We start from the raw sequence: 25,768 nt of genomic DNA on the forward strand, positions 1-25,768 counted from the left end.
ATCTAAGTACGGTTGCTGTAAATTCCAAGTGCGCAGTTGAGTATCGATAGCGTGTCTCAAGAAAACTTCGACGTGACCTAGCGTCGTATTGAGGGCCTGGGCTAACTCGATATTCCACAGATAAAGCGCTCTCTGTACCTCTCTATTCGGGCTCCATGAAGCGTAGGAAGCAAATCGGGCAGGAGCCATATGAGCTTCAAAAGGGTAGGTCATGTATAGATAGTAACCTGCATCTTAGAAAATATGTTCTATTGATTCTCCTATTGCGCGCGCGTAGGCTTTAATCAGAAACCGGGCCGCCAACTTATTGTGTTGGTATTAAAAGTGACCCAGGTATTTTTGAATGAAGTTTAAATCCCCGCATTCGCTCATGAATGCGGGGACTTCTTTTACTCAAAAACCACCAGCACCTCACCTGCCGCTAGGCGCTTACCTACTTGGGCGGGAAGTTCTGCCACGGTTCCGGCGGCTTCAGCCAGCACGGGCACCTCGGTCTTCATGGCCTCCAACAGGGCCACCTGATCCCCTGCGGCAACCTCATCGCCCACAGCCACGGTGTACTTGAGCAGGGCCCCACCCATAGGGGCTAGTACCTGCCCGGCACCTGCCTGCTCCTGCCCGCTCGCGGGGGCGGGCGCGTCCGCACCCGAACCCAAAGAAGCAAACACCGAATCGGGCAGGCCCACCCGGTGCGGGGTGCCGTCAATTTCCAGGGTGAAGCGGGTGATGCCGGTGCCCGGGAAGGCGCTAGCGCCCACCGGCAGCAGGGGCTGACGGTAGGACGCCTGCGCCCCGCCCCCAGCCTCGGCGCTAGTAGAGGTGGAGGCAGCGTCCTTGCCCTGGGCAAGGGAGGGGAGGAAGACGTCCTCAATCCAGGTGGTGTAGACCCCGAAATCTCCGCCCTCAGCGGTAAAGGCTGGTGCTTCAAGCACCTGCCGGTCAAAGGGCAGGACGGTTGCCACCCCGGCGATGTCCATCTGGGCCAGGGCGAAACGGGCCCGACGCAGGGCCACCTCACGGGTGGGGCCGGTGACAATCAGCTTGGCCAGCATAGAATCAAACTCACCGCTGACCACAGAGCCCGGGCGCACCCCGGCGTCCCAGCGGATCCCGGGGCCAGAGGGTACGGTGATGGACTCAAGACGGCCGGCTGCGGGCAGGAAGCCCCGAGCCGGATCCTCGGCATTGATGCGGAACTCAAAGGCATGGCCAATCGGCTCAGGAGTCTCAGTAAAGGGCAGGGGCTTGCCCGCCGCGATATCAAGCTGCAGGGTCACCAGGTCAACGCCGGTGACCTCCTCAGTGACCGGGTGCTCCACCTGAATGCGGGTATTGACCTCCAGGAAGGAAATGGTGCCATCAAGGGCCACCATAAACTCGGCGGTACCCACACCCACATACCCGGCAGCCCGGAAAATCTCAGCGGACGCCCGCTCAATCTGGGCCCGCTGCTCCTCGGTGAGGAAGGGGGCAGGGGCCTCCTCAATCAGCTTCTGATTACGGCGCTGCAAAGAGCAATCGCGGGTGCCCACCACCACCACATTGCCGTGGGAATCAGCAGCCACCTGGGCCTCCACATGGCGGGGCTTCTCTAGGAAACGCTCAATGAAGCACTCCCCGTTGCCGAAGGCAGCCACAGCCTCCCGCGAAGCTGCGACGAAGGCGTCCTCAACCTCGCCCAGTTCCCGCACGATACGCATACCGCGCCCGCCGCCGCCGTGGGCAGCCTTGATGATGGAGGGCAGGCCGTGCTCCTGGGCAAAGGCGCGGGCCTCTTCGGGGGAGGCGACGGGGCCGTCCGACCCGGGTGCCAGGGGAGCCCCCACCGACTGGGCCAGCTCGCGGGCCTTAACCTTATCTCCCAGGGCCTCGATAGTCTCAGGAGCAGGGCCAATCCAGGTCAGCCCCGCAGCGATCACGGCGCGGGCAAAGTCGGCGTTCTCCGCCAAAAAACCATAGCCGGGGTGAACATCGGTAGCCCCCGACTTTACCGCTACCGCCAGCACCTTCTCTATATCCAAGTAGGTTTCCGCCGGGCCGGTGCCCTCCAGGGCGTAGACCTCATCGGCCAGGGCGGTGTGCAGAGCCTCGGCGTCCGAATCGGCGTAGACCGCCACCGACGCGATCCCCTGGGCGGCGCAGGCACCAATAATACGGACGGCAATCTCGCCACGGTTAGCAACTAAAACTTTACGCATGGGGCTCACTTTTCAGTCTCGGAGGGGCAGGCAGGGGTGGAATCGGGGAAGGTCAGGAGGTCAAACCGCAGGCGGGTACCGGGCGGGGCCTGGGCCAGTAAGCGCAGGTCAGCCGGGTGGACCGTCGCAATAACGGGGTAGCCGCCTGTGACCGGATGGTCGGCCAGGAAGACCACGGGCTCACCGCTGGGCGGCACCTGAATCGCCCCGGCCATCATGCCCTCGCTGGGCAGCTCCCGGGTTATAGACCGGGTGAGGACGCCGGTGGGCTGGGGGGCTGCGGACCCGTCTGTGGGGGTGCTCGGGACGTCCTGCCCCAGCGGGGCTTTCTGTGCAGCGTCAGCCAAAATCAGCCTGACCCCGATACGGTCACTGGACTGGGAGACTTCCCAGGTCATATTGGTAAACCTACCCAGGGACTCGGGGGTAAACCAGTCCTCACGCGGCCCAGCATAGGTACGGATTTTCAGCACATTGCCCGGCTCCGGCAGGGGCAGTGCGGACGCCGGGTCAGCCACCACCGCTGAGCTGGTGCAGGCCCGGCCCAGGCGCTCGCCAACACCCAGGGGGGCAGGGCCCAGACTGGCGAGAGTATCGCGGGAGGCGCTCGCCGCCTCGGTTCTAGCGGCAAACCCTCCGCGCACCGCGAGATAGGTGCGTAAGCCCCGGGCCGGGGCGCCCAGGGTGAGGGTCTGGCCGGGCTTCAAGGCAAAGGGGGCATAGGAGGGCACGGTCAGGGGTGTCTCTGCCACCGGGGCTGAACCCTCTGCGGGGCCTGTAGGCTGCCCGGGGGCGTCCTGGGTAATCTGCGCCGGGGTATCTGCCCCTGTCAGGGCTAACTCTACATCGGCCAGGGCGGTCAGCTTCAGTCCGCCAGCGAGGTTTTCGAGTACGGTAGCACCAGCCGAATTACCGACCAAACGGTTAGCTTCAGCTGCCGCAGCCCGGTCTGCAGGCCCAGAGGGGGAGACGCCCCAGTGAGTCAGGCCAGCCCGGCCGGAATCCTGGAAGAGGGTCAGCAGGCCGGGAGCCTTCACCTCAAACGCAGGTTGGGCAGGTACCTGCCCGGGCTCAGTGGGGTGGGCGGGGGCGTCCGTCTGCCCAGAGCTGCCCGGGTGTGAACCTGCCCGGGGCTGCTGAGCCGGGGCGGGGGCGTCCTGAACCCCTGCCTGAGAAGCCGTAATGAGCTCGCGCACCGCCTCGAACTGCACCTGCATACCCGGCTCCAGGAGGGCGGGCGGGTTTTGAGTGAGGTCCCAAAGCGGCGCGTTAGTGCGACCGATCAGCTGCCAGCCGCCGGGGGAGGTGCGGGGGTAGATACCCGAGAAGTCCCCGGCCAGACCCACCGCCCCAGCGGGCACCGACGTACGCGGGGTGGCTCGTCGCGGAACATCCAGCACATTATCGTGCCGGTGCAGGTAGAAGAAGCCGGGGGCAAAACCTGCAAAAGCTACCGACCAGTGACCGGTGGTATGGGCGTAGATAACCGCCTGCTCACTGATACCCAGGTGGTTGGCCACATCGGCGAGGTCCTGGCCGTCGTAGATGACCGGAATGGTCACGGTGTGCCCGTGGGTGCGCACATCGCCAGAGGCCTGCGGCAGGCGGGGATTTCCCAGGAAGGACGCCGTGTGGGCAGGGGTTTCAAAACGCACCAGGACGGTCTGGGCTGCAGGAACCAGTTCAACCTGACCCTGGGCCGGGTGCTGCTGCAGGTGGCCGTGCAGGTGCAGGGCGTTCTCAAGGGTACGGCAGTCAACCAGGGCAGCCAGGGCTCCGAAAGGTTTGACCGTGTAGATATCGGCTGTGCGCCCGCTGGCGGTGGACCTGCCGGGTGTCTGTGCGGTGGCCATGGCGCCCCTCTCTGCTAGCTTCTTGGGGGACGGAGTAGCGGCTGGCCCGGCGGTGGGCCTGATTCATGTCCCTCTTCCTGAGATTGTTCAACAATTTTGGCAGATGTGGCGGGGCGCACGCAAGTCCCCCCCGTCCTCACCACCGAAGGTGCCACTTACTCCCGAGCGGGGCAGTAAGACCCCCACATCTCGGGAATAAGTGGCACACTCGCGGAAAACCCCGACGAACCCACCAAGCCACCCCCCGACGTCCTGTGGATAACCAGCCTCACCAACGCAACCTTCCTGACACAGACTGCGCCCACAGAGAAAACAACCACTTCAGAGCCAAAGTTATCCACAGATTACTCAAAACCGCAGAAACAGGCCTGCCTACTGGGGTAGGAAAAAACCATGAACACATACCTCCCCCACCTCAAAACAGCCCGCGAGCTGGGCCATGAAGGTATCTCAGCTAACGCCCTCGCCCGCCTCTGCCACGCCCAAAAGCTCATCAAAATACGCCGAAACATCTACACCGACGCAACCACCTGGCACAGCTGGAACCACACCCAGCAAACCACCGCCCGCCACCTGGCCTTTATCAAAACGAACCCGGACTACATTCTGAGCCACGAGTCAGCAGCCCTATGGTGGGGCGCTCCCCTCCTGAAGCTGCCGCAGGTAATCCGCGTAAGCCACCCGAGCCCTGAGGTGCGCTCGCGTCCCGGGGTGAAGGTGAGCCCGGGGCGGACGGCCGAGTGCGCTGCCGCCGAGCACTACCAAGGGGTGGGGGTGACGTCCGTCCTGCACACCGCCCTTGACTGCGCTAGAAGCCTGCCCGTCCTGGAGGCCCTGTGCGTTGTTGATTATTTTCTGCACCAGGGCATGATGGGGGCCGGTGACTTTGCTGAAGCGGTGGCGGCAAGCTCAGGACGCGGGGTGCGCAACGCCCGCGAGGTAGTGCGGCTGATGAGCGGTAAGGCTGAGTCTATTGCTGAAACAATCGCTAGATATCGGATCTTGACCTGGGGATTTACCCCTCCACAAGAGCAGATTGAGGTGTGGGTTGACGGCTACCTCTACCGGCCGGATTTTCTGTGGGAGGAATTCAGGGTGATCCTTGAGATCGACGGCATGGTCAAATACACCGGCAGTGACCGGGATACGACCCATGAGATTAAGCAGGAGCGCTACCGGCAGCGCAGGCTTGAGAAGCTGGGGTATCGGGTGGTGCGGGCGCACTGGGACGACCTGCTCAAAGCTCCGGAGAATCTGAGGGAGCTGCTGGTGCGGGCCGGGGTACGGTAGGTGGCCGGTTCGCCGAATGTGCCACTTACTCCCGAGCGGGGCAGTAAGACCCCCACAGCTCGGGAATAAGTGGCACACTCGCAGGCAGGTCCTAGGCGAAGGCCGCCACCTGAACCCCGGCGTCCTCAAGGGCAGAACGCACCTGAGCCGCAATAGCCACAGCACCGGGGGTATCACCGTGGACGCAGACGCTGGCGGCCTGCAAGGGAATAACAGACCCGTCAACGGCAACAACCTCCCCGTCAACCGCCATACGGACAACGCGCTCAGCCACAGCCTGCGGATCATGAATGACCGCCCCGGGCTCGCGCCGGGACACCAGAGTACCCTCGGGGGTGTAGCCGCGGTCAGCAAAAGCCTCATAGAAAACAGGGACGCCCAGGGCATCGGCAGCCCGGGCCACCTCCGAACCGGGTAGGCAGAGAATCGGCAGGTCACCCAGCTCATGCAGGGCCTGGGCCACCGCCTGGGCCTGCACAGCATGATGGACGATCGCGTTATAGAGCCCGCCGTGGGGCTTACAGTAACGCACCTCAGTACCCTCAACACGGGCAATAGCCTGCAGGGCACCAGCCTGGTAAATCACCGCATCGGTGAGCTCAGTGGCAGTCATATCCATAAAACGACGGCCAAACCCACCCAAATCGGGGTAGGACACATGGGCCCCGACAGTAACGCCGTTCTCGCGGGCCGCCCGCACCGTTGCCCGCGCCACCGACGGGTCGCCAGCATGGAAGCCGCAGGCAATATTAGCGGAAGACACAATCTGCATCATCGCAGCATCGTCTCCCATAGTCCAAGAGCCGAAAGACTCACCAGAGTCTGAATTGAGGTCAAGTACGCGTGTAGTCATAGCACCAGGGTACCCGCACGGACGCACAGCTTACGCATAGCCTGACATAGGCAACCGCAAAGGTGGGCAAACCATACTGGATATATCAGCCAGCGGGATAGCTACCCGCAGCTGACAAGGGCCACCCGTGAGGGCCGCCCCAAACAATGTATGTGATTGAGAAACGCGAGCCACCGGCTCGCTTTTCTCAGTTAAGGGGGTAGGGCTTGGGCGGCGCCCGGCCCAGGGGAACATGAGGACGCTTTTCCAGCGGGCTAACGCCTCACAGCTAAGACACAGCCGGCATCAAGTGCAACCATAGTCCGGCTTGCCATACTTGAATCAAGAGCTCAAGGAGAGAAAACCGGAAAGCTCAAGATTCGTGAGAATCCTTTCAAGAAAAATGTGTTTCTTTCTGAAAAGGTAGCCGCCCGTGAGGGCCGCCCCGAAAGTGTGTGTGTTTTGAGAAAAGGCGAGCCAGAAGTGGCTCGCCTTTCTCGGTTAATTAGCAGAAAAGAGCTGTCTGTTCTGGGAACAAGTTTTAAGTAGCGCTCGCATCTGCTTCATCAGAGTGTCCTGTAGCTGTTGCTTGCAGTTCATGGACTAAAGCTTCCAGTTCGGCCCCACCTGACATGAGTCGGGTGAGCTCGTCAACGGTTATCTCGCTCTTGCCGTGGTAGCCAATTGAGCGGCCGCGCTGGAGCACGAGGAAGCGGTCACCCACCGGGTAGGCATGGTGGGGGTTGTGGGTAATGAAGATGACGCCCAGGCCCCGGTCGCGGGCCTGCAGGATGTACTTCAGAACCACACCAGACTGCTTCACACCGAGAGCTGCCGTGGGCTCGTCCAAAATCAGCACCTTAGCGCCGAAGTGGACGGCACGGGCGATAGCTACACACTGGCGCTCGCCACCAGACAGGGTGCCGATGGGCTGGTTGACATCGCGCAGGTCGATACCCATATCCAGCAGTTCTTTTTTGGTGGTCTCGCGCATGTACTCAACGTCGAGACGCTTGAAGGGGCCCCAACCCTTAGTCACTTCAGACCCGAGGAAGAAGTTTCGCCAGACGGGCATGAGGGGGGCTACAGCGAGGTCCTGGTAGACGGTTGCGATACCCCGGTCAAGGGCTTCGCGGGGGGAGTTGAAGCGGACGTCCTCACCACTGACCTCGTAGGTGCCGTGGTCGTGCTTGTGGAGGCCAGCGATGATCTTAATCAGGGTTGATTTACCTGCACCGTTGTCGCCCAGGACGCAGGTGACTTCCCCGGCGCGTACTTCAAGATCGACATTGCGGAGGGCAATGATGTTGCCGTAGTCTTTGCCGACCTGGGTGAGCGTGATGAGGGGTTGGGGCGTCATGGGGTTCTCCCTCGGGTAGCTCGACGTTGGAGGGTGAAGTTAAGGACGGTTGCAATCAGGAGCATGAGGCCCAGGAAGAACTTGAGCCAGTCCGGATTCCATTCGGCGTAGACGATACCCTTGAGGGCCATGCCGTAGATGAGGGCGCCGAAGGCGCCGCCGATGACTGATCCATAGCCACCCGTCATCAAGCACCCGCCGACGACTGCTGCGATGATGTAGAGGAATTCGTTGCCGATACCTTCACCGGACTGGACGGTGCGGAAGGCGAAGAGCTGGTGCATGCCCAGGAGCCAGGCGCAGAAGCTGACACCCATGTAGAGGGCGATTTTGGTGCGGACGACGGGGACGCCGACAGCGCGGGCCGCGTCGGGGGCTCCACCGGAGGCGAAGATCCAGTTGCCTGCCCGGGTGCGCTGGAGGATCCAGGTGGCAATGAGTACCAAAGCAATCCAGTAGAAGACCGTGATTTTGACGTTAACTCCGGCGATAGGTACCTCAGAGGCGAAGACAGTTGCAGCTGAATCGAAGCCGAATCCACTTCCAATAGAAGGTGTAGCAACACCGCCGGTGAGCATGCGGGTGACACCGAGGTTGATGCCGGTCAGCATGAAGAAGGTGGCGAGGGTGACGATGAAGCTAGCTAGCTTTGACTTGGTCAGGAGGTAGCCGTTGAGGGCTCCGATACCTAATGAGAGCAGGAGCGAAAAGATCACCCCGTACCAGACATTCGTGCCGAACCAGTAGGTAAAAATCGCCCCTGAGAGGGCGCTGGTGGTGACGGCGACACCTGCTGATAGGTCTACCTCACCGCCAATCATGAGGAGGGAGACGCCGACGGCCATGATGCCTACGGTAGAGGCGCCGTAGAGGACGGTGGCGATAGAGGTCGGCTGGAGGAACTGGCTAGAGGCCATCGCGAAGATGATGAAGAGGGCAACAGCTGCGGTGAAAGCGCCTGCGATGGGTTGGCTGAAGAACCTAACGAAGAGGTTGGGGCGAGCGAGTCGCTCGTCAGTAGTGGTCATAGGGTCGGCTTCCTTAACGGGTGCCGTTGGCTGCGTATTCAGCAACAGCAGCGGCATTTTCGGAAGTGATGATTTGGGGGCCGGTGAGGACGGCCTGGCCGCCGCCGAGGACGTTGCCGTTGGTCTTGTAGAGCCAGATGCCGTCAACAGCCGAGTAGCCCTGCAGGTAGGGCTGCTGGTCGACGATGAAGCCGAGCTTGCCGTCCTGGAGGGCGCCGATGGCATCGGCACTGAGGTCGAAGGTGGAGACAGTAGCGGTGGACCCTGCATCTGAAGCGGAGTCGATGGCGGTCATGGCGTAGGGGGCACCCAGGGTCAGAATCGCGTCGATGTCTGCGTTAGTTTGCAGTTTTGAGGTGATGGTAGAGGCAACGTTGGTCATATCGGCAGCCTGCACGTAGAGGACTTCATACTGGCCGGTGAAGGTTTTCTGGACGCCTTCGCAGCGGCTTTCGTGGCCGACGTTGCCCTGTTCATGAATTACGCAGATGACACGCTTGGCGCCGCTCTCGTTGAGGGCTTCACCGGCGGCTTCACCGGCGACGGATTCGTTCTGACCAAAGTGGGCCAGGGCGCCAACGGTGGCTGATTCTGCTTCGCCGGAGTTGATGGTGAAGACTGGGATTCCTGCGTCCTTGGCCTTGGCGAGGGCACCTGCGAGGGCGTCGGGCTTGGCGAGGGTGACGACGATGCCGTCAACGCCCTGGTCTACAGCCTGTTCGACGAGCTGGGCCTGGCGGGAGCCGTCGGGGTCGGCGTTGTAGAGGAGTTCAATGTTGTTTTTGGCAGCTGCGGTTTCAGCACCCTTGCGGGCGATATCCCAGAAAGTGTCGCCTGATGAGGAGTGGGTAATAAAGGCGACCTTTAGGGCGGGGGTGTCGACGGTTCCGGCAGCTACGCTGCTGCTGTTGCCCTTGTTTTTGAGTTCGCCGTTGACACCTGCTGGGCCGCCGCAGGCTGTGAGAATGAGAGTTGCTGTTGCCGCTACGGCGACGATGCCGCGATGAATGAAGGGTGGGCGCTTCATGGTGGTACCTCGTGGTTGGGGCAGTGGTGGTTTGCGGGCATGTGGTTTGGTTGCTTGGCAGGAGTCGTAGTGGGGTCGACTTCAACGGGTGTTTGCTCTTGCTGAAGCTGGGCTTTGGGGCGGGAGCATAACTATTAAAGAATAAACCCCCGGTTTTATTCCCGTTGGGACTCAACCAAAAGTTAAGGGGAAGAAACCGGGGGTGGCAGTGTAGGGGTTAGACGCTGTTTTGGTGCTGGATGATGATGTCCTGGTAGGTGGTGTCAGCAGTGAAACCGAGGGCTAGCTCTTGGGATACGTCGAAAGCCCCGGGCCAGGAACAGACGATATCCATGATGTCCTGGTTGGGTTCATCGGTGACGAGGGCACGGACGTCCTGTCCGGCAACGTCTTCGAGTGCAGCGAGCATGTCACAGACGGTGACGCTGATGCCGGGCATGTTAAGGACCCGCCAGGTGGGCAGAGTGTCAGTGGGGAGGGTGAGGGCGTGAAGGAGGTTGGTGATGATGGTGTTGGGGGATGAGAGCCACATGCGGGTGTTGTGAGGAACGGGGCAGGTGGAGGGAAGTCCGTTCAGAGGTTCGCGGATGATTCCTGATGCAAAAGAGGACGCTGCTGAGTTGGGGGAACCGGGGCGGACGGAGATTGTGGGTAGGCGGCACGTTAGACCGTGGATGTAGCCCTTGCGGCTGTATTCGTTGACGAGGAGTTCCCCGATGGCTTTGGTGGCTCCGTATGTTGAGGTGGGCTGGGTTCCGTAGGTTGCCGGTACGGTGTCAGGGACGTCGCCGCCAAATACCGCTAAAGAGGAGGTGAAGATGAAACGCGGAGTGGTGGCCTGGGTACGGGCGGCTTCGAGAAGCAGACGGGTGGCGTCGATGTTGACAGCCATGGCTGCGTCGAAGTTCTGGGCTGACCCGCCAGAGAGCACGGCGGCAAGATGGTAGATGGCGACGGTATTTTCGTTGATTAAAGGGTTGATAAAGGCGGGGTCGGTGATGTCGCCGACGGCGCTGGTAACGCGTTTATCAGTTACTTGGCTGGTGGTGAGGTCCACCGAGAGGATGCTGTCGAAAGGGATGGGGGCGGTACCGGCGTCTTTGCTGGCAAGGAGTGCTTGGGTGAGCTGGGTTCCGAGGAAGCCTGCTCCACCGGTGATGAGGATGTGCATGGGTTCTCCTATTGCGTGGGGGCGGTCTTGGCAGGGGAGATCTAGGTGGTAATGGTTTTGGCGATTCCTTGAGAAGTTTGGTGCATATGGGATTCCATAGCGGCGCGGGCTGCAGTTTCATCTTGGGTTGCTAGTGCTCGGTAGATAGCGCGGTGCCAGTGTTGGGCTTCATTCCTGACTTCGGCTGATGATGAGGTTTTTTGGCGGATTGAACGCAGGATTGCTTCGAGGCTGTCGTATGTTGCGGTGATATATTCGTTGGCTGCTGCGTCGAAAATAAGTCGGTGGAAGGCCATATCGGCGGCAACGACTGCGTCTACGTCCTCGCCGTCCATGACCTGGAGGAGCTCCTGCATGCGGGTGAGGTGTTCGTCGGTGATACGGCGGGCGGCTAAGGCGACAGCGCCGACCTCGATGATGGTGCGGGCCTCCATGAGCTCTAGGGTCCAGGTGAGGTGATCACCGGTAAGTTTGCCGCGGGCGATGGCAATGTCGGGGTCAAGGATGGACCAGGATTCAGCGGGGGCGAGTTGGTTGCGGCGGCCGTGGGAGACTTCGAGGACGCCACGGGCGGCTAGGTATTTAACAGCTTCGCGGATGGTAAGACGGGAAACTTCGTAGTGTTCTGCGAGCTCTGATTCGGACGGCATGGACTGGCCGGTGCTGTACCGGCCTCGTTCGATGTCGTGGAGGATCTTCTCAACGACGATGTCAGATTTTTGCCTGCTCACGTTCTTCTCTCTTTCTTAAATTCAAATTGACTCTATGATATAAACTACTATACTCATCAGATATCAGATAAGTTTTGAGCTGTTGAGAATTATCTCATCAGCCCGAGGTCAATGAGGATTTCATGGCAACAAGCACACTCGTCCTGCTAGGACTCGCATCCGTTGCGGCGATTCTGGCACTCATCATCAAGGGCAAAGCCCACCCCTTCCTAGCGCTACTCGTCGTCTCCGTGGCACTAGCCTTAGTCGGCGGTATCCCCCTGGCAGAAGTCGTCCCAACCCTGACAGCAGGCATGGGTAAGACCCTTGGCTCCGTCGCCCTCATCGTCACCCTCGGTGCCATGATGGGCCGCATTATCGAGGTCTCCGGTGGTGCGGACGTCCTCGCCAAAACCCTGCTAGATAAGTTCGGCCCCAAGCGGGCCCCATGGGCGCTCGGCGTCGCCTCCTTCCTCTTCGGCATTCCCGTCTTCGTTGACGTTGCCCTCATTGTTCTTATTCCCATCGTCCTCTCGGTCGGCCGCCGCCTGCAGGGCAATATGCTCAACTACGCCCTGCCTACCGTCCTGGCGTTGCTGACCGTCCACGTCGTCCTGCCCCCGCACCCCGGCATCGTCGGTGGCGCCGAACTCATGGGTGCAAACGTCGGTATGGTTCTGCTCATCGGCCTGGTGCCTGCAGCTATCATGTGGTTCGTCGCTCAGCTCATCATCCCCTCCATTACCAAGCGGGTTTTCTCCCCCGTCCCCATGATTGACGCTGCAGCTGCCGCTGAAATGGGTCAGGAACTGGACGAAGACGCCAACACCCAGTCCTTCCCCGTTATTAAAAATCCGCCCTCAGTCGGCCTCATCATCGCCCTCATTCTGACCCCGCTCTTCCTCATTATGGGCGCTACCGTCTCAGCAATGGTCATGCCGGAAGGCGACCCCATCCGCACCTTCCTTGGATTTATCGGCGCATCCCCCATGGCCTTGCTCATCGGTGTTATTCTCTCTACCGCCCTACTTGGCTACCGCCGCGGCTGGGGTCTTACCGAAGCTGAAGACGTCATTAACTCCTCCCTACCCCCGGTTGCAGCCGTCATCCTAATCACCGGCGCAGGTGGCACCTTCGGCCACGTCCTCTCCACTACCGGCGTCGCTACCGCAGTTGCTGAAGTTCTGGCAGCCAGCGGCCTGCACATCCTCGTTCTGGCCTGGGTTATGGCAGCACTCATCCGTGCCGCCCAGGGATCTGCAACCGTTTCAACCCTCACCACAGCGCCTCTGCTGGCCCCCCTCGTTGCCACCATGGAACTTGCTCCGCTACAGATTGCTCTGGTAACCGTCACTATCGGTATCGGTTCCATGGCCCTGTCACATGTAAACGACTCCCTCTTCTGGGTCTGGTCACGCTACTTCAAGGTCACCACCGCAAATACCCTGAAGTCCTACAGCATCGTCACCACCTTTGCTTCCCTCGTTGGCTTCATTGTCTGCCTGCTCATGTGGCCCCTTATCGGCATGATCGCCTAAAGGCAAAACACCCCCATACCGCCTGTCAGCAGGCTGATTCCTGCTGGCAGGCCCCGCACCCACTGAAAGGCTGCAATGCTCACCTCACCTCGCCGCCTGCTCGTCCTCGACGATGACCCCACCGGCTCCCAGTGCGTTTCTCACGTCCAAGTCGCCTTTGAAGAAGACGCTGCCCTCATCGCAACCACCCTCAAAGAGCCCAGCTCAACCTGCTTCGTCCTGACTAACACCCGAGCCCTCGACGAAGCCGAAGCCGTCGCTAAGAACCGCCGTATCCTAGCTGGTGTCCTCGCCGAACGGGGTGCTGAGGGCCTCCACCTTGTTTCCCGGTCAGACTCTACCCTCCGCGGGCACGTCATCGCCGAGCCCAACGCCCTCGCAGACACCCTGGCAGAAGCCGGAGTTGAAACCGACGCCTTCCTTTTCTGCCCAGCCATGATTGAGGCTGGCCGATTTACCGAAGGCAACATCCACTACGCTGTGGTTGACGGCCAGCCCCTACCTGTTGAAGACACCGACTTCGCCCGCGATGCTACCTTTGGTTACAAAACCTCAGACCTCACCGCTTTTCTCGAAGAGAAATCCGGTGGAGCTATCGCTGCCGCTGATGTAATGACCCTTAGCCTTACCGAAATCCGTGACGGTGGGATTGAGGCTGTCAAGGAGAAACTCGCCGGGGCGCATAACCGTCAGTGGGTTGTCATTAACGCCACCGACTACTCCGACATGGAGATTGTTGCTGACGCCGTCACCCAGCTCGAAGCCACTGGCAAAGTCTTCATCACCCGCTGCGGACCCTCCTTCGTGCGCCCCCTGGCCGGGCAGCAAGGAGCCAACGTCCTAACCCCCGAGAGCATCAGCCTTGAGAATGACCGCCTGCCCCACGGTCTACTGGTTGTTGGTTCCCACGTTGGACTCACTACCGCCCAGCTCGCCGAAGTTCAGGCCTCTAGCGGGCTTGCCGAATTTGAACTCCAGGTCGAAAAACTCCTCGACCCGGCAGCCCGCGCTCCCCACCTCGATGAGGTGGTCGACGCCGTCCGCGCCGGACTCGAAACTAACGACTGCGTTGTCTACACCAGTCGCATCCTCATCTCCACCGATGACCCCGCCGAATCTCTTGCACTCGCCCGCAGCGTCTCAGATGCCGTCGTTGAGGTCGTGCAACGAGTACGGTCGGCCCGACCTGCCTGGGTCATTGCAAAGGGTGGCATCACCTCCCACGAGGTAGCCCACAAGGGTTTGGGCATACGCCTGGCAACTGCTGAAGGCCAGTTCTTCCCCGGCCAAATCTCTCTTTTCACCCCGCAGGACGCCCCCGCCGAGGTTCTCGGTTCCCCCTACGTTGTATTCCCCGGCAATGTTGGTGGACGTACCGCTCTCGCTGAAGTCGTAGCCCGCCTCAAAAGTGCAGCCTAACCCCTAAAAATCATCTCTCACAAAGGAAAATACCGTGTCACTTAACGTCGCTTGGATTGGCCTCGGAGCAATGGGCGCGCCCATGGCTCTTGTCACCGCCGCTGCTGGCCACACCGTCACTGCCTTCGACATGAACCCCGAAGCCCTCGAAGCAGTTGCACCTTCTGTCGCAGCCGCGCCTACTGCCCACGAAGCGGCAGCCGGGGCAGACGTCGTCGTTATCATGGTCGCCACAGGTGCCCAGCTGAACTCCGTGCTGTTTGGGGAACAGGGAATTGCTTCAGTGCTCACCTCAGAAACCCGTGTGCTCGTCATGTCAACGGTTGGCCCCGCAGCTGTTGAAGCGGCAGCGGCCCAACTTGCCCCTGTCACCACCCATCTGGTTGACGCCCCTGTCTCAGGCGGTGTTGCCCGCGCAGGCACCGGCGATCTGCTCGTTATGGTGGGCGGGGCTGCTGACGACATCGACTATGTAGCTCCCCTGCTGGAGGCCATGGCCTCCAACTGGCCGGTTGTCGGTTCACGCGTTGGTGATGGCCAGCGCTTCAAAGTTGTCAACCAGCTTCTGTGCGGTGTGCATATCGCCGCTGCTGGTGAAGCCCTTGCTCTGGCTGACTCTATGGGCTTGGACGTTGAACAGTGCCACCGAGTGCTCAACACAGGGGCTGCCCACTCCTTCATGTTCAACGACCGCGGGGCTCGTATGGTCACCGAAGATTTTGACAATGTACGCTCTGCCCTCGATATTTTCGTCAAGGACATGGGTCTAGTAACCGACGCAGCCCGTCAGGTCGCCCAGCCGGTTCCTCTGGCTTCCGCAGCTGAGCAACTCTATGTGCGCGGACGCCGTGAAGGCCTGGGGCGCAAGGATGACTCCATTGTCTACCAGATGCTCAAGGATCAGTAGCCCACTGATGCTGACAGACTGGAACATCTAGGCTGAACTGAAGCGTTCTTTCGTCAACTGCCCACGTTTCTTTCGAATGCCCGTAAACCTTGCAAACTTTCGAAAGAAAGGTGGGCGTTCGGCTTTGGGGCCGGGTTGGGCCGGGCCGGGCCGGAGTGGGATGCGTCCGTCCTTCTCCTGATAGTGTGGTGCCAAGCACAAACTAATTCAGGAGGTTGCTATGACTAACTCCCGTACTCCCGGCCCTGTTTCTGTGGGACCACTGGTGGCTACCGGCCGGATGTTTGCCAAAACCTTCGACTACTCCGGCCGAGCCTCTCGCAGCGAATTCTGGTGGCCCACCCTCATCTTCGGCGCTGCGGCTGTAGCATGCGATATCGCCGCCCGCCACTATGACAAGGCAAAACACCCCGAAGCCTATACCCGTCAAGGAAAGCTGGCGAACATCTACCCCCTGGTGCCCTACCCCCAGCCCGGGGAAGAAGAAACCCCGGAACAGAAGTCAGCCCGCAAGAAGCACCAGAACCGCGCTGAACTCACGGCCCTCGCCGCGTCAGCGCCCCTGATGCTGGCGGTCGGCGCACCCAGTATGTCCCTCTGGGTGCGGCGGATGCACGACGTCAACCTCTCCGGCCACTGGCTCTGGCTCAACGCCGTCCCCGTCCTTGGCAGCGTCGGAACCTTGGCTGCCTGCGTCCTGCCCTCAAACCCCAAGGGGGCCCGTTTCGACCGGTAGCCCGATCTCACCGAGTGCTCACCTTTCTTTCGAATACCCGTAAACCTTGCAGACTTTCGAAAGAAAGGTGGGCATCTGAGACCCAAGGGGGAGAGCGGCTCATACCCCGGTATGAATTTGTTGGGTTTTCCCCGTCCAATCAGTTTTAACTGGGGTCTACGTCACTACACTGGTGGATAACATACATCACATTTCACCGTGAAAGGCGTAGCCATGAGCGAGAACCCCCTCACCCCGCCCCCGGCCCCTGCGGCCCCTCGTCCTCCCCAGAAAAAGAAGCTGAGCACCCTCAGCAAGGTCCTCATCGGCCTGGCCATCGGAGTCGTAGCGCTCATCGCAGTCGGCGCCCTGATCATCGGCTCCATCTTCGGCGGCAGCAACAACACAAACTCCATCGCATCCACCGACTACCTGATTCTCAGCGACGAAGGCGTCAGCAACAAAGTCAGGGTTGACGGCACCATCGCCCCAGGTGAAATCCACAATGTCACAACCCACCTGCCAGCTCCCATCAGCAGCATCAACGTAGAAGTTGGCGACCGCGTCGAACTCGGCCAAACCCTCGCCACTATCGACACCTCAACCCTCAACACCGACCTAGAATCCCAGCGCACCCAGCTAGAAAGCGCAGTCACCAGCGCCCAGGGAACCCTCACCGCAGCCCAGACCGCCTACGATCAATACGCCACCGGAATCAACAACGGCACCAACCCCGAAATCCTTGCAGCCCTCGCTGCCCAACGGTCAGCCGATGAACAGGTCAACTTAGCCACCACCGAGCTCAACACCAAAATTAACCTGCGCAACGCCGCCGCAGAAGCAGGCGAGGACGTCAGTGCCCTAGACGCCGAAATCGCAGCAGCTGAATCAGCGCTCCGCCTAGCTACCGGAGCTAAATCCGACGCAGACATCGGTGTATCCTCCGCCCGAACCGCCGCAACCACCCAGCTTGCAGCTCTCGAAACAGAACTCAACAACGCCCGCACCGGCCTCACCGCCGCCGAAACCACCCGCAACCAGACCCTCGGAGCCCTCCAAGGCGACCTCGACTCAGCCACCCTCACCGCCCCCGCCAGCGGCGTCGTCATGAGTGTTGCTAAACCCGGGGCGCCTGCGTCCGGTCCTGTCGTCACCATCGGCGACGATTCCAAACTCACCATCACCACCAGCGTCCGCGAAGCAGAAATCTCCAAGATCGCAGAAGGAAACCGGGTCGCCTTCACCGCAGGATCCAACGGATCAAAGGAGTACACCGGCACCGTCACCTCCGTCGCCTCTATCGCTGACAGCGCCCAACAGGCCGGCACCGAAGCAGCCATGATGGGCAGTGGCGGAAACAGCCCCACCTTCACCGTCACCATCGAAGTCACCGGCAACCGTGACGGCCTCTACCTGGGCTCCTCCGTCAAGGCCAATATCATCACCTCAGAGGCAGAAAACGCCCTGTCCGTCCCCCTCGACGCTGTCTACACCAATGACATGGGCAAGGACAGCATCGTTGTCGCTACCCCCACTGACGAGGGCTCCTACATCCTCGAAGAACGTACCGTCGAAACCGGCCTGGCTAACGACATCGACATCGCCATCACCGGCGGCGACGTAGCAGCTGGCGACATGGTGCTCATGTACGGCGAAATGTACCGCCACCGGGTGGGCGAAACCGTCACCCTGGACGTCGCCACCGGCAGCTACGGGTGGTAAACCATGAACAGCTCCATCACCACCCAGCCCCCACCCGGCCCGCAGCCCCTGATCGAGATGCAGGGCATCGTCAAAACCTTCAACCAGGGAACCGCCAGCGCAATTACAGTCCTCCCCGGCATTGACTTCCACGTCAACCAGGGGGAGTTCCTCTCGGTGGTCGGCCAATCAGGTTCAGGCAAAACAACGCTCATGAACATCATCGGCCTCCTCGACCGCCCCACCGCAGGATCCTACATCTTCGCCGGCGAACACATCGCAGGGCTCGACGATAACGCGCTGGCCTACTACCGCAGCCAAAACATTGGGTTCATCTTCCAGAACTTCAACCTCGTAGGCCGAATCTCAGCGCTCAAAAACGTTGAAATGCCCATGATGTACGCCGGTATAGGGGCCAAAGAACGCCACGAACGGGCCGCCCACCTTCTCGAACAGATGGGTATGGCAGACCGCATGACCCACAGCCCCGCCGAGCTCTCCGGCGGCCAGAAGCAGCGCGTCGCCGTCGCCCGGGCCCTGGCCAACGACCCGCCCCTCCTCCTCGCCGACGAACCCACCGGCGCCCTCGACTCCCAGACCGGGCGCATGGTCATGGACCTCTTCCACCAGCTCAACCGCGAGCAAGGGAAAACCATCGTCTTCATCACCCACAACCCCGAACTGGCCGCCGAAACCGACCGCATCGTCACCATGATCGACGGCCGCATCGTCAGTGACGCGGACGCCGCCACCCCCTACCTGGGGTCAGCCGCCCTTGCCCGGGGCAGGGACGGCGACCCCACCGCCGTCCTGCCCCCAAGGAACGGGTACCAGCCCGCCCACCTCGCCCACCAGGAGGAAAAGCGATGAACCTGCGCGAATCCATTGGCTTGGCCCTTGGCAGCTTAAAGAACAACAAAATGCGGTCCTTCCTGACCCTGCTGGGTATCATCGTGGGTATTGCCTCCGTCATCACGATTCTCACCCTGGGGCACGCCCTCAAAACCAAGACCACCGAGTCGATTTTCAGCTCGGGCGCAAACGACATTATCGTGCAGGTCAAACAGCGGCCCACCGAAGACCAGGAAGCTGCAGGCCTCACCAGCGGCCCGATGGGTATGCCCGGTGAGTACGTCGAAGTCAGCCGTGAGGCTAAATTCGACAGTGAAGACATTGCCCACCTCAAAACAGCCCTGGGCGACACCATTGCCGGTATCCCTCTGGGCGGTAACATGATGACGTCCATGAACCTCTACGCTGAGGACGGCTCCGAAGCCCCCTACACGGAGACCAAGTTCGTCAACACCGACTACCTCGACCTCAACCCCGTCAACCTGCTTGCTGGCCGTACCATCAACCAGAACGACATTGACAGTAAGCGCATGGTGGTTCTGATCTCGACCGACCAGGTCGGCCCGCTTTTTGCCGGGGATATTGCAGCTGCTGTGGGCAGCGAAGTAGAGATCGAATTCGGTATGGGGAGCCGCCATGCCCTTGTGATCGGGGTCTATGCACCCGAGCCATCAGGTAGCGGAATATTCTCCTTCCCCATGCCCGGCGCGGTTTATCTGCCGCTTAGCCTTGAAGAGGAATTTAGCACCTGGAGCCCCGGCGCTTACGAGCAGATTTCGATTCGTCCGGCTGAGGGGAAGGATATTGCCCAGGTTCAGGCCCTGCTTCAGGCCCAGTTGACCTCAATGTACCGGGCTGACGAGCAGTTTATGGCTGAGATCCAGGACTTCTCAGCCATGACAGAGTCCTTCAACGCGGTGCTGGACGGAATCAGCGCAGCTATCTCCGGGATTGCCGGGATCTCCCTGCTGGTGGGTGGCATTGGCGTCATGAACATTATGTTGGTGACGGTCACGGAGCGCACCCGCGAGATCGGTATCCGCAAGGCCCTGGGGGCCACCCGCAAGGCGATCCGCCTCCAGTTCGTGATTGAGGCGATGATGGTGTGCCTGGTGGGCGGTATCATCGGGGTCCTGCTGGGTGGGGGCCTGGGCATGGTCGGGGCCAAGCTGATGGGGACTTTCGTCTTCCCGCCGCTGAGCGCCGTCCTTCTGGCCCTGGGCTTCTCGCTGGCGATTGGCCTCTTCTTCGGCTACTACCCGGCGAATAAGGCGGCCAAGCTCGACCCCATTGACGCCTTGCGCTACGAGTAGCTAAGTAGCTAGAGGTATCGGTTCGCGAATGTGCCACTTAGTCCCGAGCGGGGGAGTTAATCCCCCACATTCGGGAGTAAGTGGCACATTCGGCGTTCTAGCGGAGGGTTTCGCCGATCTTCAGATGGACGAGGGAGGGCCCGCGGGTAGCCAGGGCCTTCTGGACGGTTTCAGCGAGGGTATCCATGGTGGCGGTGTAGCCGGTTGCCCCGAACCCCTCGGCCAGTTTGACCCAGTCGGGCTGCACAAGGTCTACGGCGACGGGGGCGATACCGCGGTCGCGCTCGTTCTGGCGGATTTCCCCGTAGCCGCCGTTCTCCACACAGATGATGGGCAGGTCAAGCTGCTGTTCAACGGCGGTCATGAGCTCCTGGACGGCGAACATGAGGGCGCCGTCGCCGAGCAGGCAGACCACCGGACGCTCGGGCGCGGCTACCTTGGCGCCGATAGCGGCGGGCAGGCCGTAGCCCAGGGTGGCGTAGGTTGCCATGTAGAGCAGGGAATTGGGGCGGGCTGCCCGGTAGAAGGTGGTGGTGCCCATGTAGGTGACCTGCGAGGAGTCACCGGCGATGATGGTGTTCTCGGGCAGAATTTCCATGATTCTTTCGTTGAGCTCGGCCAGCTCGGGGGCCAGGGCGCGGCCTTCGTTATCGAGGGCATCGAAGATGGGTTGGAGGTCGCGGGGTGCGCGGGAGCCGGGGGCCAGACCCAGCTCGGCCAGGGCGTCCAGAAGCTGGGGGATGACGGCCTTGGAGTTGCCGGGCAGCTCAATGTCGGGGGTGATGTTGGTGAGCATCTGGTCGCGCATGATATCGACGCGGATGACGGGGCCAGCGGGGCGGATGTCGCCGTCCCAAAGTTCAGCTTCACCAATCTTGGAGCCAATAATCAGCATGGCGTCGGCCTCCCGGCAGAAGGCGTGGGCGGCACTCAGGCGCAGGTCGGCCCCCAGGGAGAGGCGGTGCTTTTCGGGGATAGCGCCCTTGCCGTTGACCGAGGTAATGACGGGCGCTTCGAGGGTTTCAGCCAGACGGAGCAGGTCTGCTGCTGCCCCGATAGAGCCGCCACCTGCGACGATGATGGGCTTCTTGGACTCTGCCAGCATACGGGCTGCTTCGCGCACGTCGTCCACGGGGGCGGGCTGGGGCTTGCCCAGGGGGCGGGCGTGCAAGATAGCGGGGTCGAGAACGACTTCGCGTTCGAGGACGTCCAGGGGCACCTCAATGTGTATGGGGCGGGGCCGCGAGTGGGCGAAGGAGCGGAAGGCGTTGTGGATGATGTCGACGGCTTCTTCGGCGGAGTTGACGCGGCGGGAGAACTCGACGATGGAGTTGACGGCGCCGGTGGGATTTTTGGTTTCGTGCAGGGCACCGATGTCACGGAACTCATGACCGACGGGGCGGCCGGGGGAGAGGATGATCATGGGGCGCGACTCGGCGTAGGCGGTGGCGGCTCCCGAGAGGGAGTTGAGTAGGCCGGGGCCCGAGGTGGTAATGACGACGCCGGGTAGGCCGCGGGTCAGGGACCAGCCGTCCGCCCCGTAAGAGGCACCCTGCTCGTGGCGGGTAGTGACGGGGTGGATTCCGAGTTCTTTGAGGTGGCGGTAGAACTCAAGGTTGTGGGTGCCGGGGATGCCGAAGACGGTATCAATGCCGTAGTTGCGCAGGGTGGCGAGGATTGCGTAGCCGGCGTTGCGGCGGGGTTCCGTTACTTCCTTGGAACGGTCGGGCAGGGAAGGGTGTGCCATGGGTGCCTTTCGCTGGTGGTGAGGGGTGTCGGGTCTAGCTTAGGCGGGTGGTGTATAAATATGCGGGATTTCCCCCGATGTAATGTTATGCAGGCCACAGTATGTTTATGAGTCTGCCCGGGAGGGGCTCCGTCGAATGTGCCACTTATTCCCGAGTGGGGCAGTTAGACCCCCACATTCGGGAGTAAATGGCACATTCGGTGTTTACTGAGCTGCCGGTATCTCCACGAGCCGGTACCAGCGTCCGATCGCCCCGGTTTTGGCCCAGGCAGGGAAGAGGTGGGGGTCTGAGATATGCCCATCGGCCTCGACCGTGCTGTGCCCCGCTTCACCTAGTTGTTCGAGGGAGCGCCGCAGGCAGGCCTCTAAGAGCAGCTCCCCCTGATCGGGGGCTGGGGTGGTTGTCTCTCCGCAGAGTTCAGGCTGGTCACCGGGAAAAACCGCTATGACCGCGCGCACCTGCCCGGCGGCGTCCACCGCGATTGACGAGTAATCGTTGTAGGCCTCGGCGGCATGGCGGGCCAGCACCGGCCGGTGGTCGCCCGATACGGGGTGCCAGCTGGCGTGCGTCCGCTCGTAAAAATCGACGTAGGCCTGCTCGAAATCTGGGTAGCTCACGCTGCGTGCAGAGCGGACGGACGCGTGCTCCCGCAGGTTCTGCGCTGAGGAGGTGGGTATGGTGGCGGGTGGAACCATCTGAAGAGTCTGGGCACCCAGCGAGTCGGCTAAGTGTAGGGTGGGTTCGCCCAGGTAGTCCCGCATGAAGAAGGGCAGGGGAGCGGACGTCTGCGCCCGCGCCTGCCGGTAGAGGGCAGTACCTATGCCCTGACGCCGCAGGGGAGGCGCCACCGCAAGTTGGAGCTCATAGTGGGTGTGGTGGGCACGGGCCATCCACCAGGCAACAATCCCCACCAGCTCCCCACCAATATGCGCCAGCAGGCAGCGGGTGTGGTCATCGCGCGTGAAATCCTCAAAATACACGGCTTGCGCCCAGTCGGGTAGTTGCTCCCGGTGGTTGGCCGGGGCGCTGGAGAAGGTCAGGTGCATGGGATTGGCCTTATGAAATCGTTAGGGGGCGTGAGGAATATTCACAGTATAGACGTCGCCGTCCTTGACTCCCTGACCTTCTGGGAACTGGGCACCATCTGGGAAGGCTAGGCCCTCATTGAATGTGCCACTTATTCCCCGAGCGGGGCAGCGAGACCCCCACATTCGGGAGTAAGTGGCACGTTCGGTGCTTGGTCAATTTTTCATGGAATATTCTGCAAACTTATGCACCCCCGCTCCCGCCCTGAGCGGTAAGGACGCTTGCCCCCGCCCGGGTGCCCCCGGCGGCTTGGCATAGCTTTACCGGCACCTGAATAAGTATCGGTAGCGCAAGCCTGTCGGCTGGGGAACCTGCCCGCCGTTGCCCCGCAGGCGGGTTATAGTGGTAGCGATTCTAGTGCGCCGGGACACACTAACCCCGGGCCCAGCCCGCACCCAACCGGCCCCGCGCACTAAGCCAGCCACCCGCGTCCTACCCCTGGAGAAACCGTGACTCAAGCCTTCTTCTCAGCTGACCCCAACCGCGTCATCGCCACCGGAGCCGACGGCGTCGAACGCATCGGCCCCGTCAACGCCGCCGAAGTGCCCCGCTGGGCCGGCCTTGCCACCTTCGCCCGCCTGCCCCGCCTCGATGAGGTCGAGAAAGCCGACATCGTCGTGGCCGGTATGCCCTGGGACTCCGGCGTCTCCTACCGCCCCGGCGCCCGCTTCGGCTCCAACCATGTACGCGAATCCTCCCGCCTGTTGCGCCCTTTCAACCCGGCTGCCAACATCTCCCCCTTCAAGGAAGCCCAGGTGGCCGACGCCGGTGACATCATCGGCAACCCCTTCAACATTGAAGAAGCCCTCGCTATGTTCGAGGCAGGAGCCCACGAACTGACCAAGGACGGTGCCCGCCTGGTCACTATCGGTGGCGACCACACCGTAGCGCTCGCCAACCTGCGCAACCTGGCCAAGAAGCACGGCAAAATCGCCCTGCTGCACTTTGACGCCCACCTGGACACCTGGGACACCTACTTCGGCGCCGAATACACCCACGGCACCCCCTTCCGCCGCGCCTTCGAAGAAGACATACTCGACACTGACTCCCTCTGCCATGTAGGCACCCGCGGCCCCCTCTACGGCACCGAAGACCTTGAGGACGACGCCCGCTTCGGCTTTGGCATCGTCACCAGCGCGGACGTCTACTACCTGGGCGTGCAGAAGGTCGTTGAGCTCCTGCGTGAACGTATCGGTGATAAGCCCCTCTATGTCTCCATTGACATTGACGTGCTCGACCCTGCCCACGCACCTGGCACCGGCACCCCCGAAGCAGGTGGCATTACCTCCCGTGAGCTGCTCGAAATCCTGCGCGGCCTGCGCGGGCTTAACCTGGTGGGTTCCGAGGTCGTTGAGGTGTCCCCGGCCTACGACCACGCCGAACTGACCGGCATTGCCGCTGCCCACACCGTCTACGAACTCATCTCCCTGCACGCCGCCGGTGTGGGCGCTGAGCCGACTTCACCGGCGTCCGGCGTCGCCGATATTACCTACGGACAGTAAGTTCCTCATCATTGAAATCAGGACGCCCCACCCGCCTTCTCCACCCGCAGGCAAGCCGCTGCGGGGCAAGGGTCTGGGGCGTTCTGATAAAAACCCACAGGAGAGGTTTTGAGCAAAATTGCTGAACTCTTAGCTGAAGCCACCCCGGCTGAAGCCCGCATTATGCGCCACTTCGCTGACCGCGCCGCCGGGTTCCGCCCGTCCGCTGTGCGCGACGTCTTTGAGGTAGCCATGCGCCCCGGCATTATCTCCCTGGCCGGTGGCAACCCCGATCTTGACCTGCTACCCCTTGATACTCTCGGGGCTATGAGCGCTCGCATGATCGAAGAAGAGGGCCTGGAAGTTCTGCAGTACGGCTCAGGTGCTGGCCTTGAAGCCCTGGCCGAGCTGGTCTGCGACTTCATGGAATCGGAGGGCGCCCGCCTGGCGGTTGCAGATATCCAGATGACCGCGGGTTCCCAGATGGGCCTGGACCTGGCCACCAAACTCTTCGTCAACCCCGGCGACGTAATCCTGGCTGAGGGCCCCACCTACACCGGCGCCCTGGGCGTCTTCGAGGGCTACCAGGCGGACGTCCGCCAGGTACCCCTGGACGCGGACGGCCTCGACCCCGCTGCCGTCGCTCGGGCTATCGAGGCGATCCGGGCTGAGGGTAAGCAGGTTAAGTTCCTCTACACCATCCCCAACTTCCAGAACCCCACCGGCATTTCCCTGTCGGACGAGCGCCGCGCCGAGCTGGTGCGTATCTGCCGTGAAGCCGACGTGCTGATCGTTGAAGATAACCCCTACGGCCAGCTCTCCTTCAGCGGGGAACGCCGCCGCTCCCTCTACTCGCTTGACCCCGAGAACGTGCTCTACCTGGGCTCCTTCTCGAAGGTTTTCTCGCCCGGCGTGCGCGTGGGCTGGATGGTTGCCCCCTTCCGCGTGCGTAAGTTCCTACAGATTGCGGGCGAGGCTGTGACGATTTGCCCGTCGGTGCTCTCGCAGCGCCTGGTGCTGGGCTTCATGAGCGAGGGTCTGTGGGAGTCCCACACCCGCGCTACCGCCGCCCTCTACGAGGCCCGTTGCAAGGCCGTGCTGGACGCCTGCGAGAAGTACATGCCCGAGGGAACCACCTGGACGGTACCCGAGGGCGGTTTCTTCACCTGGCTGACCCTGCCCGCCGGTGGCAAGTATGAGGACGCGACGGACGCCCTCGCCCCCGCGATTGACGCCGGTGTGGTTTTCATTCCCGGCTCGGCTTTCTACGAGCCGGTAGTCGGTGAGGACGGGGTCGCCCGCAACCCCGGCGCCAACCAGCTGCGCATCGCCTTCTCAGCGATCGAGCCGGACGCCCTGACCGAGGGTGTGAAGAGGCTTGCTGAGGTCATCGGGAGTGAGCGTGTGAGCTCGTAAGAGATGACCGAAGCGGGGGCGGTGAGCGTAGCGAACACCGCTGAACCGTGCTGAAGGGCTAGGGCCTCTCGCCGAATGTGCCACTTATTCCCGAGCGGGGCAGCTAGACCCCCCACACTCGGG

Annotated in this window: 20 protein-coding genes; 10 read left to right on the top strand and 10 right to left on the bottom strand. The window is 61.7% G+C overall.

What is annotated here, in order from left to right; genetic code table 11:
• Positions 1–389: 389 nt before the first annotated feature.
• Both ACMXX3_RS05765 and ACMXX3_RS05770 read right to left on the bottom strand, forming a co-directional pair.
• Positions 390–2,198 (bottom strand): acetyl/propionyl/methylcrotonyl-CoA carboxylase subunit alpha, encoded by a 1,809-nt coding sequence (locus tag ACMXX3_RS05765; RefSeq protein ID WP_421083795.1) that lies wholly within the window; start codon positions 2,196–2,198, stop codon positions 390–392.
• Between the two features lie 5 nt (positions 2,199–2,203).
• The gene (locus ACMXX3_RS05770) at positions 2,204–4,051 is read right to left on the bottom strand and encodes a carboxyltransferase domain-containing protein (protein ID WP_421083796.1); all 1,848 of its coding nucleotides are present in this window, start codon (positions 4,049–4,051) and stop codon (positions 2,204–2,206) included.
• A gap of 393 nt (positions 4,052–4,444) precedes the next feature.
• On the opposite strand from ACMXX3_RS05770, the gene ACMXX3_RS05775 reads away from it, so the two are divergent.
• Positions 4,445–5,341 carry a DUF559 domain-containing protein gene (locus ACMXX3_RS05775; RefSeq protein ID WP_421083797.1) on the top strand — a complete coding sequence of 299 codons (897 nt, stop codon included), beginning with the start codon at positions 4,445–4,447 and terminating at the stop codon, positions 5,339–5,341.
• A 91-nt stretch (positions 5,342–5,432) separates the two neighbouring features.
• Here ACMXX3_RS05775 and ACMXX3_RS05780 read toward each other — a convergent pair whose 3' ends face one another.
• From ACMXX3_RS05780 to ACMXX3_RS05805, 6 genes are all read right to left on the bottom strand, one after another.
• Positions 5,433–6,194, bottom strand: a complete 762-nt coding sequence (locus ACMXX3_RS05780; RefSeq protein WP_421083798.1) for a LamB/YcsF family protein — start codon at positions 6,192–6,194, stop codon at positions 5,433–5,435.
• A gap of 520 nt (positions 6,195–6,714) precedes the next feature.
• Entirely contained in the window at positions 6,715–7,533 is an 819-nt protein-coding gene (locus ACMXX3_RS05785) for an ATP-binding cassette domain-containing protein (RefSeq protein ID WP_421083799.1), read from the bottom strand.
• On the bottom strand, positions 7,530–8,561 hold the full coding sequence (locus tag ACMXX3_RS05790) for an ABC transporter permease (protein WP_421083800.1): 1,032 nt from the start codon (positions 8,559–8,561) through the stop codon (positions 7,530–7,532). The genes ACMXX3_RS05785 and ACMXX3_RS05790 overlap by 4 nt, the downstream gene beginning before the upstream one ends.
• Before the next feature lie 13 nt (positions 8,562–8,574).
• Entirely contained in the window at positions 8,575–9,588 is a 1,014-nt protein-coding gene (locus tag ACMXX3_RS05795; RefSeq protein WP_421083801.1) for a substrate-binding domain-containing protein, read from the bottom strand.
• A 217-nt stretch (positions 9,589–9,805) separates the two neighbouring features.
• Complete coding sequence (gene denD, locus ACMXX3_RS05800; RefSeq protein WP_421083802.1) at positions 9,806–10,759, bottom strand: D-erythronate dehydrogenase; 954 nt, start codon at positions 10,757–10,759, stop codon at positions 9,806–9,808.
• A 41-nt stretch (positions 10,760–10,800) separates the two neighbouring features.
• Positions 10,801–11,490, bottom strand: a complete 690-nt coding sequence (locus ACMXX3_RS05805) for a FadR/GntR family transcriptional regulator (RefSeq protein WP_421083803.1) — start codon at positions 11,488–11,490, stop codon at positions 10,801–10,803.
• 122 nt (positions 11,491–11,612) lie between these two features.
• Here ACMXX3_RS05805 and ACMXX3_RS05810 point away from each other — a divergent pair, with 122 nt between their 5' ends.
• The 7 genes from ACMXX3_RS05810 (at position 11,613) to ACMXX3_RS05840 (ending at position 19,914) form a co-directional block, all read left to right on the top strand.
• Positions 11,613–13,007 carry a gluconate:H+ symporter gene (locus ACMXX3_RS05810; RefSeq protein WP_421083804.1) on the top strand — a complete coding sequence of 465 codons (1,395 nt, stop codon included), beginning with the start codon at positions 11,613–11,615 and terminating at the stop codon, positions 13,005–13,007.
• A 75-nt stretch (positions 13,008–13,082) separates the two neighbouring features.
• Entirely contained in the window at positions 13,083–14,426 is a 1,344-nt protein-coding gene (locus ACMXX3_RS05815; protein WP_421083805.1) for a four-carbon acid sugar kinase family protein, read from the top strand.
• Positions 14,427–14,460: 34 nt separating this feature from the next.
• Positions 14,461–15,333, top strand: coding sequence for an NAD(P)-dependent oxidoreductase (locus ACMXX3_RS05820; protein WP_421083806.1), 873 nt, complete (start codon positions 14,461–14,463; stop codon positions 15,331–15,333).
• A gap of 220 nt (positions 15,334–15,553) precedes the next feature.
• Positions 15,554–16,069 carry a DUF805 domain-containing protein gene (locus ACMXX3_RS05825; RefSeq protein ID WP_421083807.1) on the top strand — a complete coding sequence of 172 codons (516 nt, stop codon included), beginning with the start codon at positions 15,554–15,556 and terminating at the stop codon, positions 16,067–16,069.
• 213 nt (positions 16,070–16,282) lie between these two features.
• Positions 16,283–17,770: an efflux RND transporter periplasmic adaptor subunit gene (locus tag ACMXX3_RS05830; RefSeq protein WP_421083808.1), complete on the top strand. Its 1,488-nt coding sequence runs from the start codon at positions 16,283–16,285 to the stop codon at positions 17,768–17,770.
• A gap of 3 nt (positions 17,771–17,773) precedes the next feature.
• Positions 17,774–18,619, top strand: coding sequence for an ABC transporter ATP-binding protein (locus tag ACMXX3_RS05835; protein ID WP_421083809.1), 846 nt, complete (start codon positions 17,774–17,776; stop codon positions 18,617–18,619).
• The gene (locus ACMXX3_RS05840; RefSeq protein WP_421083810.1) at positions 18,616–19,914 is read left to right on the top strand and encodes an ABC transporter permease; all 1,299 of its coding nucleotides are present in this window, start codon (positions 18,616–18,618) and stop codon (positions 19,912–19,914) included. The genes ACMXX3_RS05835 and ACMXX3_RS05840 overlap by 4 nt, the downstream gene beginning before the upstream one ends.
• A gap of 97 nt (positions 19,915–20,011) precedes the next feature.
• On the opposite strand, the gene ACMXX3_RS05845 is transcribed toward ACMXX3_RS05840, so the two are convergent.
• Entirely contained in the window at positions 20,012–21,661 is a 1,650-nt protein-coding gene (locus tag ACMXX3_RS05845) for a thiamine pyrophosphate-binding protein (protein WP_421083811.1), read from the bottom strand.
• Between the two features lie 204 nt (positions 21,662–21,865).
• A complete protein-coding gene (locus ACMXX3_RS05850; RefSeq protein ID WP_421083812.1) occupies positions 21,866–22,708 on the bottom strand; it encodes a GNAT family N-acetyltransferase in 843 nt (280 codons plus the stop codon).
• Positions 22,709–23,236: 528 nt separating this feature from the next.
• On the opposite strand from ACMXX3_RS05850, the gene speB reads away from it, so the two are divergent.
• Positions 23,237–24,250: an agmatinase gene (gene speB / locus ACMXX3_RS05855; protein WP_421083909.1), complete on the top strand. Its 1,014-nt coding sequence runs from the start codon at positions 23,237–23,239 to the stop codon at positions 24,248–24,250.
• Positions 24,251–24,358: 108 nt separating this feature from the next.
• The gene (locus ACMXX3_RS05860) at positions 24,359–25,645 is read left to right on the top strand and encodes a PLP-dependent aminotransferase family protein (protein ID WP_421083813.1); all 1,287 of its coding nucleotides are present in this window, start codon (positions 24,359–24,361) and stop codon (positions 25,643–25,645) included.
• Positions 25,646–25,768 lie beyond the last annotated feature (123 nt).

It is taken from the genome of Rothia nasimurium, assembly GCF_049068285.1.
In the GTDB taxonomy this organism is placed as follows: domain Bacteria; phylum Actinomycetota; class Actinomycetes; order Actinomycetales; family Micrococcaceae; genus Rothia; species Rothia nasimurium_I.

Excerpts from the sequence above, each read along its gene's own strand:
- ACMXX3_RS05765 (WP_421083795.1), bottom strand. The coding sequence starts at position 2,198 with ATGCGTAAAGTTTTAGTTGCTAACCGTGGCGAGATTGCCGTCCGTATT.
- ACMXX3_RS05770 (WP_421083796.1), bottom strand. The coding sequence starts at position 4,051 with ATGGCCACCGCACAGACACCCGGCAGGTCCACCGCCAGCGGGCGCACA.
- ACMXX3_RS05775 (WP_421083797.1), top strand. The coding sequence starts at position 4,445 with ATGAACACATACCTCCCCCACCTCAAAACAGCCCGCGAGCTGGGCCAT.
- ACMXX3_RS05780 (WP_421083798.1), bottom strand. The coding sequence starts at position 6,194 with ATGACTACACGCGTACTTGACCTCAATTCAGACTCTGGTGAGTCTTTC.
- ACMXX3_RS05785 (WP_421083799.1), bottom strand. The coding sequence starts at position 7,533 with ATGACGCCCCAACCCCTCATCACGCTCACCCAGGTCGGCAAAGACTAC.
- ACMXX3_RS05790 (WP_421083800.1), bottom strand. The coding sequence starts at position 8,561 with ATGACCACTACTGACGAGCGACTCGCTCGCCCCAACCTCTTCGTTAGG.
- ACMXX3_RS05795 (WP_421083801.1), bottom strand. The coding sequence starts at position 9,588 with ATGAAGCGCCCACCCTTCATTCATCGCGGCATCGTCGCCGTAGCGGCA.
- denD (WP_421083802.1), bottom strand. The coding sequence starts at position 10,759 with ATGCACATCCTCATCACCGGTGGAGCAGGCTTCCTCGGAACCCAGCTC.
- ACMXX3_RS05810 (WP_421083804.1), top strand. The coding sequence starts at position 11,613 with ATGGCAACAAGCACACTCGTCCTGCTAGGACTCGCATCCGTTGCGGCG.
- ACMXX3_RS05815 (WP_421083805.1), top strand. The coding sequence starts at position 13,083 with ATGCTCACCTCACCTCGCCGCCTGCTCGTCCTCGACGATGACCCCACC.
- ACMXX3_RS05825 (WP_421083807.1), top strand. The coding sequence starts at position 15,554 with ATGACTAACTCCCGTACTCCCGGCCCTGTTTCTGTGGGACCACTGGTG.
- ACMXX3_RS05830 (WP_421083808.1), top strand. The coding sequence starts at position 16,283 with ATGAGCGAGAACCCCCTCACCCCGCCCCCGGCCCCTGCGGCCCCTCGT.
- ACMXX3_RS05835 (WP_421083809.1), top strand. The coding sequence starts at position 17,774 with ATGAACAGCTCCATCACCACCCAGCCCCCACCCGGCCCGCAGCCCCTG.
- ACMXX3_RS05840 (WP_421083810.1), top strand. The coding sequence starts at position 18,616 with ATGAACCTGCGCGAATCCATTGGCTTGGCCCTTGGCAGCTTAAAGAAC.
- ACMXX3_RS05845 (WP_421083811.1), bottom strand. The coding sequence starts at position 21,661 with ATGGCACACCCTTCCCTGCCCGACCGTTCCAAGGAAGTAACGGAACCC.
- ACMXX3_RS05850 (WP_421083812.1), bottom strand. The coding sequence starts at position 22,708 with ATGCACCTGACCTTCTCCAGCGCCCCGGCCAACCACCGGGAGCAACTA.